The following is a 14,327-nucleotide window of genomic DNA, read 5'->3' as shown; positions in this document are numbered from 1 at the left end:
CCCCCTGGTGAGGGCCCGTGTATAGATTATAATTTGATGTTGAGCGCCAGCATAAAATTGGTACCGGCCATGGGGAAGTAGAAGTTCTCCGTCACCACGCCGCCGCCATAGAACGAGCTGTAGGTATATCCGTTGGGCTCGTATTTCCTGTTCAAGACGTTGTTCAGCTGGAAGATAATGTCCATCTCGCGGATGGGGGCAAAGTTCAGCCTGTAGCTCATCCGAAGGTCCTGCACGTAGTAGTCGCCGAGTTTTCGCCCTTCGTTCTGCGTATTATCCATATACTCTTTACTCACATATTTGGCCGGAAGGTCGATCTCGTAGTGGGGAAAGGGAAAAAACTGTACGTTGGCTCCGCCGACGATTGCGGGGGAGAAGGCGATGTCGGGGTGGGCATGGAAATAGCTCTTCTGACCGCCATTATCGTAGTCGTCGATGTATTCGGTATAGTTCTTTATTTTGTTTCTGCTAAGCGCCAGATTACCGGAGAGTATCAGCCAGTCTGAAATTTTCGAGCTGCCCTGGAGTTCGACGCCGAGGCGATAGCTGCCAGGGATATTGGTCCTCGTATAGGCGCCTACGTTGTTGATCTTTCCTGTGAGAGCCAGCTGGTCTTTGTACTGCATATAGTAAACGGTAGCGCCCCATGAATAGCGTAGGGTCTTTTTTCAAAACCCAGCTCGAAGTCGTTGAGGGTCTCGGGTCTGGGCTGCTGGTCCATTCCGGCCTCGAAGTCGTCGCGGTTGGGCTCGTGGCTGGCGCGGGAATAAGAGAGATAGGCCTGCCATTCGTGTCCTGTATAGGTGACGCCTGCCTTGGGGTTGAAGAAGTCGTAGTGTTTGTTGATGAAGAGCGTCGGGTTGTCCTGGAAGCCTTCGAGGTCGTAGCCGATGCGCCGGTACTGCATGTCTGCGAAGGTCGAGAAATGGGTCGTCCACTGTTGCTGCCATTTCGCATAGACGTTGTAGTCGGTCTTGTGCGCGGGAATATTATAGTATTCGTAGTCTTTGGGGACGCCGCCATTTTGTGTCCATATGACGTTGGCATAGTGCTTGCCGTCATATTTGTCCCATCCGCCTCCGAGTGTCAGCTGAGTCTCGCGCTGTTTGTACTGGAGCGAGAACACGCCTCCATAAAAATAGTTATCCAGCCACTGCTGGCGGACCAGGTCGGTGGTTTGGGTAGTGTCGGAACCGACGATGGGGCCGACGAGGCCATAGTTGGCATAGTTGTCCTGCTCCTTATACTCCTCGTAGTAGCCTTTTCCCCTTGTCAGAAATGCGGCTGTATTGAAAGAGACGTTGTCGTTGACCTGGTGGTTGAAGAACAGCTGGTAGTGGTTTTGCAGGTAGTTATCGGTCTGGTTGGGATAGGTGAAATAGTTGTAGGTACGTCTTCTGGAATTGTAGAGATTCAGCGAGTCTGCGGTCGAAGCGTAGAGGTATCCTTCGCTGCCGGGGCCGGCGTTGTCGGCGTAGTGCTGGTCGAGGGCTGTCTTGTCGCCGAAGAGTTTGGCATCCGGAATTCCGTTCCATGCCTGGTAGGTCTTTTCCGTACCCTGGATAATATTAAAACGTAGGGAAGAGTGTTCGTCGATGTATGCGCCGGAGAGATAGAACGACTTGAGGTTGCTGGTGGCGCGGTCGATGTATCCATCGCTGCTTATGCGGGAGAGGCGGGCATCGATGGTGAAGTGGCCGTCGATGAGTCCGGAGCCGGCTTTTACGGTGTTCTTCCATGTCGTGAAAGAGCCAAAGCTGTTGTTGAACTCGGCGTATGGCTTTTCGTTGAATTCGTTGGTGGCGAAGTTGATGGTCGCCCCGAAGGCGCCCGCACCGTTGGACGAGGTGCCGACGCCGCGCTGGATCTGGATGCTGTTCACCGAGGAGGCGAAGTCCGGAAGGTCGACGAAGAAGATGCCCTGGGATTCTGCGTCGTTGTATGGGAGGCCGTTGATGGTCATGTTGATGCGGGTAGCGTCTGTACCACGGATATGGATACCCGTATAGCCAACGCCGTTGCCGGCGTCGGAGTTGACGATGACAGAAGGGGTCTGGTTGAGGATGAAGGGGATGTCCTGTCCAATATTGGTCTGTTCGATCTGTTTCTTCGTGATATCGGTTTTGGTGAAGGGTGCTTTCTCGCCGGCGCGGAGGGCCCTGACTTCGACCGGTTGCAGGAATAGTCTTAGGGAGTCGGGGGGACGGGCCGGCTGGGCCTGGGCCAGTGCGGTGGTGCCTGAGATGAGGAGGGCCAGAAATACGTGCAGCGTAGTAGAGATAGTCTTATACATAGTTAGTTCGCTTAAATAGTAAAATGGCGGGAATGCTGATGCGAAGGAGAGCTGTATAGACTGTTGCTGATCACCTTCCCTGCGCAGGCATTACCCTGATCAGGTTCACGGGTATTTTCTCAGCCTCCGCTATCAGCGGAAGCACCCCGAGGAATCTGAAATACCTGGCTAAATTGGCGCAGGCAGGCTGCAAAGATAGCCTATTTTTACTGTGGTTGTAACTTTTGGGGTGTGGCTGGCGTTCAATTTTTTATATAGTTTTGGACCGGGGGAGGGCGGACGCAACATTGTCCATGGTTGGTTGTCTTTAAAAAAAGCTGATTATGAAATACGTTTTCTTTTTATTGTTTACTGCCGGGTGCTTTCTGGTCCCTGTGGAGCGGGTTACGGCTCAGGATAATAAGGTCATCAACGACAAAAATGCGCAGAAGAGGGAGGTGAGGGGATTTCATGGTATCGAGATATCCGGTGGGATCGATCTATATCTGAATCAGGCAGGAGAGGAGGCGGTAGCCGTGAGCGCCAGTGAAGCGGAATGGAGGGACCGGATCCGTACGGAGGTGTTGGATGGCGTGCTGCATATCTATATGGACACCAAAGGATTTGGTTGGGGCGGTGGTGGGAACAGGCATTTGAAGGCCTATGTAGCCTGCCGGTCGATCGACAAGCTGAACGCGTCGGGAGGCAGTGACGTATATATCCAGGACGCGCTCAAGGGAGAAAGGCTGAATCTGGATCTGGCAGGTGGCAGCGATCTCAGCGGGAAGCTGGTTTTCGGGGAGCTGTCCGTGCATCAGTCCGGCGGGTCTGATACGCATGTCAGCGGAAGTGCGACCAGGTTATTCATTCATGCCAGCGGTGGCAGCGATTATCATGGCTACGAGCTGGTGTCGGACAATTGTCAGGTAGAAGCCAGTGGTGGAAGTGACGCGTATCTGACGGTAAACAGGGAGCTGGTCGCGACTGCGAGTGGAGGGAGCGATGTGCATTATCGTGGCAGCGGAGTGGTAAAGGAGTCGCATGCGAGCGGTTCGGGGAGTATAACAAGGAAAGATTGATCTATGAGTATGAAACAGTTGTTTTTCTTTTTGCTGGCGGGCCTTTCGGGGCTGGGTAGCTGGGCGCAGCAGACGATCGTTCACGATCCGAATGCGGTGGAGCGTCCTGTAAAGGGGTTCCATGGCATTGACGTGGGCAGCGCGGTAGACCTGTATCTCAGTCAGGGTGATGCGGAGAAGGTCGTTGTGAGTGCGCGGGACCCAAAGGTGAGGGACAGGATCGTGACGGAGGTCGTTGACGGCATACTTCGGATACGACTGGAGGGGAAGCATTTCAATATGGCTAATAACAAGCTGAAGGCCTATGTGTCGTTCACGGCGCTGGATCAGCTGATCATTTCGGGGGCGAGCAATGTGTATGTCGATGGTGTGATCTCAGGGGGGAAGTTGTCGATGAATCTTTCCGGGGCGAGTGATTTCAAGGGGGCCATCCGGGTGGGTGAGCTGTCGCTGGAACAGAGTGGGGCTTCGGATGCGCATATAACGGGAGTTGTAGAGGGGATGGCGGTAATGAGGCTGTCGGGCGCGAGCGATATAAAGGGGTATGATCTGAAAGTAGAGAAATGTGATGTTGCCGTCTCCGGGGCTTCGGACGCCCGGATCACGGTGAATAAGGAGCTGAAGGCAGATGCGTCGGGAGCGAGCAGCGTGTATTATAAGGGAGAGGGGATTATCTCGGAAGTAAGATCCAGTGGGGCGAGTACGGTAAAGAGGAGTTCGTAAAGAAGTTGGTGATTATGATAAGGCCCGGTTGCCGTGCGGATAGCAGGGGCTTCGGCCCTTTTGGGGGTGGGGCGGGGGGTGAGAAAAAGAATTTGTATTTTTTTGGTGGGGGAACTAAATGCATGTACCTTTGCCGTCCACATCGCGAAGTAGAGCAGCGGTAGCTCGTCGGGCTCATAACCCGAAGGTCGGTGGTTCGATCCCACCCTTCGCAACCAAATCGATGAAAAAAGGGGCCCTTGGCCCCTTTTTCGTTACAGGAGAGGAATATATTTGAACCATGAAAGTCGGATTTGTAAGCATTTTTGGGAAGCCGAATGCAGGGAAGAGCACTCTGCTGAATGCCCTTATGGGTGAGAAGCTGGCTATTGTATCCCCGAAAGTGCAGACGACCCGGCATCGTATCAAGGGGATATTGACGGAGAAGGACTATCAGATCATTTTTTCCGACACGCCGGGTATTATCGAGCCACGGTACCGGCTGCATGAGAAGATGATGCAGGCCGTCAAGAGCTCGCTGGAGGATGCCGATCTGGCCATCCTGCTGGTGGATATCCAGGATAATCCCGAGGAGAATGACCAGCTGTTCCAGGCGCTGAAGCTGAAGGCGCCGGCGATCGTCGTGCTGAACAAGCTGGACGGGGTGCCCCGGGAGAAAGTGGAAGAAGTTCGTGCCTATTTTGCGGAAAAGAATTATTGTAAAGTAGTGGTTGGGATATCTGCGCTGAAGAAGACGAATGTTCCCGAGCTGCTAAAGACGGTGTTGAAGTTCCTGCCTGAGGGTGAGCCCTTTTTCGAGGGGGATGACCTGACCGATCTGCCGGTGAAGTTCTTTGTCGGGGAGCTGATCAGGGAGAAGATATTCTTTTTATATGGGGATGAGATCCCTTATCAGGCGACGGTGCTGGTACAGGAGTTCAAGGAGAAGACGACGCTGACCAAGGTGAGGGCGGATATTATAGTGCAGCGGGAGTCGCAGAAGGGGATTATCCTTGGCGAGGCCGGGAAGATGATCAGGAAGCTGGGTTCGGAGGCGAGGAAGGATATCGAGGAGTTTATAGGACGGAAGGTTTTTCTGGAGCTTTTTGTGAAGGTCAGGCCGAAGTGGAGGGACACTGAGAATTTCTTGAAGGAGTATGGATATAGTTGAGGGGGAGAATAGGGGTGAAATGGGAGGAATCGAAGGGGATTATGTATAATTAATTAAGTTATGAGCGGATTTACAGTGGCCATTGTAGGCCGGCCCAATGTGGGGAAGAGTACTTTTTTCAATCGTTTGCTCGAGCAGCGGAAGGCTATCGTGGATGACGTGAGCGGCGTGACGCGTGACCGGCAGTATGGTGTGGCAGAGTGGGCGGGAAAGTCTTTCAACCTTATCGATACGGGCGGGTTTGTGCCGGACAGCGAGGATGTATTCGAGCGGGAGATCAAGAAACAGGTGCTGATCGCGCTGGAGGAGGCGAATGCCCTGATATTTATGGTCGATGCGGCGACGGGGATTACGACCCTGGACGAAGCGATGGCGGATGTGCTGAGGCGGACGGTCAAGCCTGTATTTCTTGCCGTCAACAAGGTGGACAACAGTGACAGGCTGCTGGAAGCGGCTGAGTTCTATAGTCTGGGTTTTGACGATATCTTTTTTCTTTCTTCGATGACGGGTAGCGGAACGGGCGAGCTGCTCGATGCCGTGACCGGGCTGATCACCGAGGAGCAGGAATTTGAAGGGGAAGAGGGGCTTCCGAAGTTTGCGATCATCGGGCAGCCCAATACGGGAAAGTCTTCGCTGCTAAATGCGCTGATCGGACAGGAGCGGACCATTGTGAGCGATATTGCGGGGACCACGCGGGACACTATCCATACCCGCTATAATCTGTTCCAGAAAGATTTTATACTGATCGATACGGCCGGGATCCGGCGCAAGACCAAGGTGCATGAGGATCTGGAGTTCTATTCCGTGATCAGGGCTATCAAGGCGATGGATGAAGCGGATGTCTGTCTTTTGCTGCTGGATGCGTCCAAGGGGGTCACGGCGCAGGACCTGAATATCTTCAGCATGGCCATCAAGAAAGGAAAGGGGATCGTTGTGCTGGTCAACAAGTGGGATCTGATCGAGAAGGAAACTAATACGGCCAGGGACTATGAGAAGAATCTGAAAGAGCGTCTGGCTCCATTTACCGACCTGCCGATCCTTTTCGTCAGCGTGCTGGAGAAGACCCGGATCTTCCGGGCAGTAGAAGCGGCGCTGGAGGTATTTGAGAACAAGCAGCGCAAGGTGCCTACGGCGCAGCTCAACGAGGTGATGCTAAAAGCGGTGGAAGCCTACCATGCGCCCGTAGTGCGGGGACATCCGCTGAAGATAAAATATATCACACAGCTGCCGACGCATGTGCCTTCATTTGCTTTCTTCTGTAATTTCCCGGACGATGTAAAGCAGCCGTATAAGAATTATCTGGAGAACAAGCTGAGGGAAAACTTTAATTTCAAGGGGGTGCCGGTGCGGCTATTCTTCCGGAAGAAGTGAGGTCGTAAACTACGGAATGGGGTTTGGAAAAATTAGAGGGATTTTCCTAATTTGCGCCGCAAAGAAATTTCCATGAAAAAAGTATTTGTCATTATTGCCGTAGCTGTGGCTATGGCTGCCTGCAACAACAGTGCAGGCGCTGATGGGGCCGCTTCTCCGACAGCAGCTGCTGACAGCGCTACGAGGATGGCCGCGGATTCCGTCAAGGCTCCTGCTGATTCTTCTTCGATGAAGAAGGACAGTGCCAGCAAGGACACTACAAAGAAGATGTAGTTCGATCCGCACTTACAGGAAGGAGATGATCTCTTCTATTTCCTTTCTGTATTTCTTCAGGTTTTCTTTCTCCTGTCTTATAAAACTATTGTCTTTCAGTTTGCCGATGACGGCGTCCATTTCTTCCGGTGAGTCATAGACCATCTGGCGGAAGGGGTTGCTATAGTCTTTTGCGCGGGTCGTGTAGATCTCTTTGGTCATCCATTCCTTTGTGCGGAGACTTTGTTCGAGCAGACCCTTCAGTGCGATGGGCTTGCTGCGGCGGAGGGAGATGCCGGTGCTTTCTCTTAGCGCGGCGAGTGCGTGCTGTAGCCGGTCGGCGCTGTATTGTTCGTTCTGCTGGCGGTAGAACTGGTGGATCTGGTCCCAGCTCTTTATGCGTCCGCTGTGGATCTGGTCGATGAGTTTTTGCATCTCCGATTCGCGGATGAGCTGTCCGCCGGCGTTGACCCAGTCGGCCAGGGTCAGGCTGGAGGGGACGGCCTGCTGCAGCGCTTCGAAGCTGCCGATATTCTTTTCCTTTATAAGAAGCAGCAGTTGGTTGACTGCGTGGTGTACGATGAGTTCGCGGAACAGGGTCCAGGCCTGTACGACTTTTATGAGGCGTACTTTGCGGTCGCCGTTCTCCCACCCGTAGGCGAAGATATCGAGCTGGCCTACTTTTTCCGGGTTGTTGGCGAGCAGTTCGGCTCCGATCGCGATGTATTCGTCGGAGGTCTGTTTTTTTCCTCCGCGTCCGGTTTGCAGGGCGTAGGCCTGGCCGGTGAATTTTTCGAGCAGGTGGATGGCCCGCAGGGTTTCGTTGATGGAGTCGGGGGCAAGGTAGTTGAACTCCAGGTTCTGGGTCTTGTCGGTGCGTTTGTCGCGGTCGATATATTTCCAGGAGTTGCGGGCGAGCGCATACATATTGTGGAGGAACCAGTATGCGGGCATTACGATGAGTTCGTCCTTGCTGACGTCGTTGGCGATGAGGCTGAATGGCACCGGGATGTCGAGTTCCGCGGGGTAATCGCCTTTGGCCAGGATCGAGAAGGAGGCGAAGCGCGAGTTGTGTTTGAGGCTGACGCAGAGGCACGGCCAGAAGCCGCGGCCTGCGATGATCTCGCCATCGGGGCTTCTCGAGTTGTGGTTGGACCCGATGGTGGCGCCGGCGGCCATATTGCTCTGCCCCATTACGAGGGCAGCGCAGAGGAAGGAATTATTATGGTGCTGCTCGTGTGCCGGGAAGATAAGTGAGTTGAGCACTTCGCAGCAGGAGATGGTAGCATTGTTGCCGAGATAGGAGTTGATGAGACGTGCGCCGTATTTCAGCTGGGAGTGGGAGGCCATGATGAAGCGGACGGCTTTGACCCCGTAGAAGATACGACAGCCGACGCCGATGATGCCGTTGACCATTTCGCATCCTTCACCTATCTGGGATTTGGCGTCGGGGGAGGAGTTGATGGTCAGGTTCTTCAGCTTGTTGGCGCCTTTGAGGTAGGCGTCGCTGCCTATCCAGACGTCTTTTATGATCTTGCAGTTCTTGATGACGGTGCGGTCGCCGACCTTGCCGTAGTATCCGCGTCGGGCGTCGAAGGCGGCGGCGGTAAATTCCTTGAGTTTTTCCTGGAGGACTTCGTCGTCGCGGAAGCGGCTCCAGATCCATGCGTCTCCGGGTAGCATGCCGTTGAAGGGGATGATGGATCGCCCACCGTTTTCGTTGCACACTTCGAGCCAGATCCGGATGGATTCTTCTTCGCCTTCCTTGAGGATGCCGTTGCCGAATTTGGCGTGGTCGGTGGTGGTCAGTTCGTTGGTATTGACGATCATGACCTCGTTGCCGATGATATAGTGGGAGAGGTAGTTGGTGTTGTCGATGCAGACGTTGTCCCCGAAGTCGCAGCTGATGATGGTGCTGTTATAGAGGCCGACGGGGCGGCGGAGGTCGTGAAACTCGAGGTATAGCGGGTCGAGTTTGCCGATGCGGACCAGGCCGAAGAATTTGCAGTTCTGCACGAGTTCGGGCGTGAAGGCGTCCGAGACGAGGATATGGTTCCAGTTGGCGGAGGTGTTGCGGTTTCGGACCAGTACCTCTATTTCGTAGGCACTCAGCTGGCGGTAGCCGATGCCGCTGCGGTTCTGGATATTGCGCAGGTGGTATTCGTCTTTACCTTTTGGTAAATAGCGGCTATCGATGAATTGGTAACCCAGGGAATCGATAGGGCTCTTCTTTATTTCGTTCATCTTTTGATGTTGTATCGTTCCACTTATTAAATGTTGCCTTCCTGGAGGTAGGTGACCCTTTATTCCACGGTCACGCTCTTGGCCAGGTTGCGGGGCTTGTCGACGTCATAGCCTTTGGCCACGCCGATATAGTAGGCGAGGAGCTGCATGGGAATTACGCTCAGGATTGGGGCGACGAGCTCGTCGGTTTCGGGGATCGATATGTAGTCGTTCGCCATTTTTTCGATGATCTCGTCTCCCTGGCTGATGACGGCGATGACCTTTCCTTTTCTGGCTTTGATCTCCTGGATATTGCTGACGATCTTTTCGTGGTAGGAGTCTTTTGTCGCAACGAATACGACGGGGAGGTGTTCGTCGACGAGGGCTATAGGGCCGTGTTTCATTTCGGCGGCTGGGTAGCCTTCGGCGTGGATATAGCTGATCTCTTTTAATTTCAGGGCGCCTTCGAGGGCGACGGGGAAGTTGTATCCGCGTCCGAGGTAGAGGGCGTCTGCGGCGTCTTTATATTTTTCCGCGAGCTGTTGTATGGGTTTGGCGAGCTGAAGTACTTCTTTTACTTTTTCGGGCATGTTGTGAAGTTCGGCGAGCAGCTGCATGTAGCGGGTGGTGTCGATGGTGCCTTTCTCCTTGGCGACCTTGAGGGCGATCATGGTCAGGACGGTCAGCTGGGCGGTGAAGGCTTTGGTGCTGGCGACTCCAATCTCGGGGCCGGCGTGCGTGTAGGCGCCAGCGTTGGAGATGCGTGCGATGGAGGAGCCGACGACGTTGACCACGCCCATGATGAAGGCGCCGTTCTCTTTGGCTTTTTCGATGGCGACGATGGTATCGGCGGTTTCTCCGCTCTGGGAGATGGCGATGATGACGTCGCCGGGGTGGATCACGGGGTTGCGGTAGCGGAATTCCGAGGCATATTCTACTTCTACCGGTATGCGGCAGAGTTCTTCGAAGATGTATTCGGCTACGAGGCCTGCGTGCCAGCTGGTGCCGCAGGCGACCATAATGATGCGGTTGGCTTTGGTGAGTCTTTCTATGTTCTGCTGGATCCCGGCCATCGTGATGGTGCCCTTGGTGACGTCGAGGCGGCCTCTGAGGCAGTCAAAGATGGTGTCGGGCTGTTCGAAAATTTCCTTCAGCATGAAGTGGTCGTAGCCGCCTTTTTCAATTGCTGCGAGTTCGAGGTCGAGCTTTTGGACGTAGGGGGTAAGTTTTTCGTTGCCGAGATTTTTGAGGATGAGCTCGTCGGGTTTGAGGATGGCGAGCTCGTAGTCGTTGACGTATACTACTTCTTTTGTGTATTCGATGATGGGACTGGCGTCGGAGGCGAGGAAGTGTTCGCCTTTTCCGATGCCGATGACCAGCGGGCTGCCTTTGCGGGCGGCGATGATGGTGTCGGGGGATTCCTTGTCGAGAAGGACGATGACGTAGGCTCCGACGACGCGTTTGAGGGCGATGCGGACGGCTTCTTCGAGTCCGCAGTTGTTATTTTTCTGGATGTCTTCGATGAAGTTGAGGAGGACCTCGGTGTCGGTATCGCTTTTGAACTGGTATCCTTTACGGCTGAGTTCGTTCTTGAGCTGGGTATAGTTCTCGATGATGCCGTTGTGGATCATGGCGAGGCGGCCGCTGGCTGAGCTGTGGGGGTGGGCGTTGCGGTCGTTGGGTTCGCCGTGGGTGGCCCAGCGGGTGTGTCCCATGCCGGCGTTGGCGTGGAGGTCTTTGCCGACGAGGCTGTCTTCCAGTTCGGCTACTTTGCCTTTCTTTTTATAGACGCGGAGGTCGTTGTTGAGGAGGGCTACGCCGCTGCTGTCATAGCCGCGGTATTCGAGGCGTTTGAGACCTTTCAGGATGATGGGGTAGGCTTCCCTTGGACCGATATAAGCGACAATGCCACACATAGAATATTATTTTTTTGCAGGTTGTTCAGGTGGTTTAGCCCGATTATGAGCCGCTGGAAGCGGCTCGGCCGCAAGGCCAATCATTAGCGGTTTGCAGGAATAGGGTTATTTTTGTGTAAGCCCTATTCCTGCAAAATTTTAGCCGGGGCAATATTAGCCAATTATCTTTAAATAAAGCAAAAGGGCTTCCCTTTTTGGGAAGCCCCTGATAAACGTGTCGATTATAGATTTAATTGTATTTGTTCTTCCAATATCCTTCGATCCATACCCAGCCGGCGTCGGTGTTCTTCCAGTGTCCTTTTACCCAAACCTTTTCGGAGGAGCGGGAGGACTGTCCGGAAGAGGGGTGTTCGTTGGTTCCGGGACGGTTGGACAGTGTCGTGTCGTTGGGGTTGGAATAATTGTCATTATTACTGTTGTTCCCGTTATAGTTGTCGTTGTAGTTGTCGTTGTTGTTACGGTCGGGCTGGTAGTTATTGTCCGGCTGTTGCTGTTGTTGTTGTGGCCGGTGAGATGGGGTGCCGTCGCCGTACGGGTCTTCGGGGTCGTCGAAATCTTCGTCGTAGTAGGGCGCGGGTGCTATTGTGGGGGGATAGGCGTAGTAGGGATAGCCGTAGCCACCGTATCCATAGGGGTATCCGTACCCGTAGGGGTAACCGTACCCGTATCCGTACCAGGGCCAGCCCAGGCTGAGACCGAGGCCCCAGCCCCAGCCGCCATAGCCGCGGTAGCCTCCGTAGTAGCCACCGCGATAGCCTCCGTAGTAACCACCATGGTAGCCGCCATAGTATCCACCGCGATAGCCGCCGGCGTATCCGCCGCGGTAACCGCCGCGATAGCCGCTGCCGATATAGGTGTGGGAGCCGCTGATGGTTCTGGCGCTGCCTGAGTAGCCGCCTCTGAAGCCGCTGACGCTGCGGGTGCCGCCACCCCCGAATCCGGTGGCAGTTCTGAAACCTCCGCCGCCGCCGAATCCGCTGGAGCCCCTGAAGCCTCCGCCGGAAGAATGGATGCCGCCGCCGCCACCACCGCCTCTGAAGCCTCCGCCACCGCCGCCTCCGCGACGTTGTGCGAATGTGGGTGTGACGGACATACCGGCGAGGACTAAAATGAATAGGGGGATTAATATTCTCGGGTTCATAACACGCATTTAGTATGTGCTGGAAAAACGCTTTAACAAAAATTAGCGTATTTCCAGCAAAGCGCTAATGATTGTCCTTTGGATGAGGCCCTTCCGGGGCCTCCTGTAATGTAAAGTACGGCTATTAGACCGGGGCCGGCTGCCAAGGTTTAAAGAATGACCGTTCTTTAACAAATGCTTCTTTTGTTGATGTTTTATCCGCTGGTGATCAGTGTATTGTGCATGATTATGAAGGCGACAGAGAAATAGATCACCAGCCCTGTGACGTCGACGAGGGTAGCTACGAAGGGGGCGGATGAAGTGGCCGGGTCGGCGCCGAACTTTTTAAGAACAATGGGCAGCATACTGCCGGCGATGGTACCCCATAGAACGACCCCGATGAGGGAGAAACCGACGGTGAAGGCCAGGACTACAGCGTGGGGGTCATAGGTGTGGAAGATCATATTCCAGAGAATGATGCGGGTAAATCCGATGATGCCGAGGACGGCGCCGAGCATGAGACCTGACATGAGTTCGCGGCGGATGACGCGGAACCAGTCTGCGATGGTGATCTCGCCGAGGGCCATTGCCTGGATGATGAGGGTGGAGGCCTGCGAGCCGCTGTTGCCACCGCTGCTGATGATGAGCGGGACGAAGAGGGCGAGGACTACGGCCCGGGCGATCTCGTCTTCAAAATAGGCCATTGCAGTGGCGGTGAGCATTTCGCTGAGGAAGAGGACGATGAGCCAGACGACCCTTTTCTTGAATAGTTTCAGGATCGGTATTTCGAGATAGGGTTCGTCGAGGGCTTCCGTACCACCGATCTTCTGGATGTCTTCGGAGAATTCTTCCTGGGTGATCCAGAGGACGTCGTCGATGGTGACGATGCCGAGGAGGATATTATTATTGTCCAGTACGGGGAGGGCCACGCGGTTGTTCATTTTGAAGGCTTCGCTGGCGGTCTCCTGGTCGTCATTGACGTTGAGGGCGATGTAGCGGTTGTCGATGACGTCTTCGATCTTTTTGTCGGGATTGGCGAGGATGATCTCGCGGATCCGGACGTCGTCGATGAAGATGCCCTTGTCGTCTACGACGTAGATGACGTCGATGGTTTCGCTGTCTTTGCCGACTTCGCGGATGTGTTCGATGACTTCTTTTACGGTCCAGTCCTTTTCGACGGCGATGTAGTCGGGGGTCATGAGGCGGCCGACGCTGCGTTCGGGGTAGCCGAGCAGGGAGAGGGTGATCTTTCTTTCTTCGGGGTCCAGGGTTTTGATCAGCTCTTTCACCAGCTTCACTGGGCAGTTCTTCGAGGAAGGAGGTGCGGTCATCGGCGGAGAGGTCATTGAGCAGTTCGGCTGTCTTGAAGGCGGGTAGTTCTCCTATGATGCGTTTCTGAGTGGGTACGTCCAGGATCTTGAAGGTGCTGGAAGCCCGGTGGATGCTGAGATTGGCGACGATCTGGGTCTCGTATTCGGGGAATTCATAGATCAGTTCGGCCACGTCGCTGATGTTCTGGTTGTTCAGGAATTCCCTGATGGCCAGTACGTCCTCGGACTGGATGATCTCGGCGAATTGGTCATTTGCATCAATATGTTCGACTTCGGAAGACATAGGTCAAACCTACGGCAAAATGTTAATTCTCCCAAAGGAAAAGGGGGTGTCCCGTGAAGAGGGGGAGAATGAAAAGGGGTGTCCCTTAGGGTTGGGGGTGTTTCCGCGGAGTCCCGTGTTTGGGTGTTCTATTGGGGTGTGGGGCCGGGTTTTGAAAAAGTGGTAACTTGTTCCGCTAAAATTAAATGGTTTGATACTGCCTCAATTGTTTATTGCGCCAAGCGGGGAGATGGGACGGGGTGTGTTTACGTCGGTTGCTATTAAGAAGGGGACTGTGATCGAGGTTTCGCCGGTGATCGTTATGACGGCGGAGGAGCGGGTTCTTCTGGACCGGACCCTGCTGCACGATTATATTTTCGAGTGGGGTTTGAGGAAGAAGGGGTGCTGTATGGCGTTGGGCTATGTGCCGCTGTATAACCATTCTTACCGGTCGAATTGCGAGTATGATATGGACTATGACCGGCAGTTGATATCGGTGAGGACGGTCAGGGCGATAAAAGCGGGCGAGGAGCTTTTTATCAATTATAACGGGGATTGGGATAATGAAATGCCGGTGTGGTTTGATAAAGGCGGGGAGTAGGGAGTATGATCCCCTGCGACGTGATCG

Annotated in this window: 12 protein-coding genes, 1 tRNA gene, 1 pseudogene and 1 riboswitch; of the genes and pseudogenes, 7 read left to right on the top strand and 7 right to left on the bottom strand. The window is 54.2% G+C overall.

Translation table 11 applies throughout. The annotated features are described in order from the left end of the window. Nucleotides 1–26: 26 nt before the first annotated feature. On the bottom strand, nt 27–626 hold the full coding sequence (locus ACQ86N_RS35815; protein ID WP_431211230.1) for a hypothetical protein: 600 nt from the start codon (nt 624–626) through the stop codon (nt 27–29). Then, the gene (locus ACQ86N_RS35810; protein ID WP_431211229.1) at nt 578–2,293 is read right to left on the bottom strand and encodes a TonB-dependent receptor; all 1,716 of its coding nucleotides are present in this window, start codon (nt 2,291–2,293) and stop codon (nt 578–580) included. Before ACQ86N_RS35810 ends, ACQ86N_RS35815 begins: the two co-directional genes overlap by 49 nt. 59 nt (nt 2,294–2,352) lie before the next feature. Then, nucleotides 2,353–2,452: riboswitch (TPP riboswitch) on the bottom strand. Nucleotides 2,453–2,616: 164 nt separating this feature from the next. Between ACQ86N_RS35810 and ACQ86N_RS35805 the strand changes: the two genes are divergently transcribed. The 6 genes from ACQ86N_RS35805 to ACQ86N_RS35780 all read left to right on the top strand — a co-directional run bounded on the left by ACQ86N_RS35805 (nt 2,617) and on the right by ACQ86N_RS35780 (nt 6,868). Beyond that, nucleotides 2,617–3,351 carry a head GIN domain-containing protein gene (locus tag ACQ86N_RS35805; protein ID WP_431211228.1) on the top strand — a complete coding sequence of 245 codons (735 nt, stop codon included), beginning with the start codon at nt 2,617–2,619 and terminating at the stop codon, nt 3,349–3,351. A 9-nt stretch (nt 3,352–3,360) separates the two neighbouring features. Continuing rightward, nucleotides 3,361–4,074 (top strand): head GIN domain-containing protein, encoded by a 714-nt coding sequence (locus tag ACQ86N_RS35800; protein WP_431211227.1) that lies wholly within the window; start codon nt 3,361–3,363, stop codon nt 4,072–4,074. Between the two features lie 143 nt (nt 4,075–4,217). Further along, nucleotides 4,218–4,292: transfer RNA gene (locus ACQ86N_RS35795), tRNA-Met, on the top strand. A 62-nt stretch (nt 4,293–4,354) separates the two neighbouring features. After that, on the top strand, nt 4,355–5,224 hold the full coding sequence (gene era / locus ACQ86N_RS35790) for a GTPase Era (RefSeq protein ID WP_431211226.1): 870 nt from the start codon (nt 4,355–4,357) through the stop codon (nt 5,222–5,224). Between the two features lie 60 nt (nt 5,225–5,284). Next, nucleotides 5,285–6,595 (top strand): ribosome biogenesis GTPase Der, encoded by a 1,311-nt coding sequence (der, locus tag ACQ86N_RS35785; RefSeq protein ID WP_431211225.1) that lies wholly within the window; start codon nt 5,285–5,287, stop codon nt 6,593–6,595. A gap of 72 nt (nt 6,596–6,667) precedes the next feature. Beyond that, nucleotides 6,668–6,868, top strand: coding sequence for a hypothetical protein (locus ACQ86N_RS35780; RefSeq protein WP_431211224.1), 201 nt, complete (start codon nt 6,668–6,670; stop codon nt 6,866–6,868). Nucleotides 6,869–6,880: 12 nt separating this feature from the next. On the opposite strand, the gene ACQ86N_RS35775 is transcribed toward ACQ86N_RS35780, so the two are convergent. The 5 genes and pseudogenes from ACQ86N_RS35775 to ACQ86N_RS35755 all read right to left on the bottom strand — a co-directional run. Next, nucleotides 6,881–9,091, bottom strand: coding sequence for a DUF4954 family protein (locus ACQ86N_RS35775; RefSeq protein ID WP_431211223.1), 2,211 nt, complete (start codon nt 9,089–9,091; stop codon nt 6,881–6,883). Between the two features lie 59 nt (nt 9,092–9,150). Beyond that, a complete protein-coding gene (glmS, locus tag ACQ86N_RS35770; protein ID WP_431211222.1) occupies nt 9,151–10,986 on the bottom strand; it encodes a glutamine--fructose-6-phosphate transaminase (isomerizing) in 1,836 nt (611 codons plus the stop codon). 229 nt (nt 10,987–11,215) lie between these two features. Continuing rightward, nucleotides 11,216–12,127 carry a hypothetical protein gene (locus tag ACQ86N_RS35765; RefSeq protein ID WP_431211221.1) on the bottom strand — a complete coding sequence of 304 codons (912 nt, stop codon included), beginning with the start codon at nt 12,125–12,127 and terminating at the stop codon, nt 11,216–11,218. Nucleotides 12,128–12,321: 194 nt separating this feature from the next. Beyond that, the gene (mgtE, locus tag ACQ86N_RS35760; RefSeq protein ID WP_431211220.1) at nt 12,322–13,437 is read right to left on the bottom strand and encodes a magnesium transporter; all 1,116 of its coding nucleotides are present in this window, start codon (nt 13,435–13,437) and stop codon (nt 12,322–12,324) included. 10 nt (nt 13,438–13,447) lie between these two features. Then, nucleotides 13,448–13,720 (bottom strand): annotated as a pseudogene (locus ACQ86N_RS35755) (magnesium transporter); the annotation flags it as partial. Between the two features lie 190 nt (nt 13,721–13,910). On the opposite strand from ACQ86N_RS35755, the gene ACQ86N_RS35750 reads away from it, so the two are divergent. Next, on the top strand, nt 13,911–14,300 hold the full coding sequence (locus ACQ86N_RS35750) for an SET domain-containing protein (protein ID WP_431211219.1): 390 nt from the start codon (nt 13,911–13,913) through the stop codon (nt 14,298–14,300). The last annotated feature ends 27 nt before the right edge of the window (nt 14,301–14,327 follow it).

Source organism: Puia sp. P3, from assembly GCF_050632245.1.
Taxonomy (GTDB): domain Bacteria; phylum Bacteroidota; class Bacteroidia; order Chitinophagales; family Chitinophagaceae; genus Puia.
This window is presented reverse-complemented; position numbering and strand designations above follow the sequence as displayed.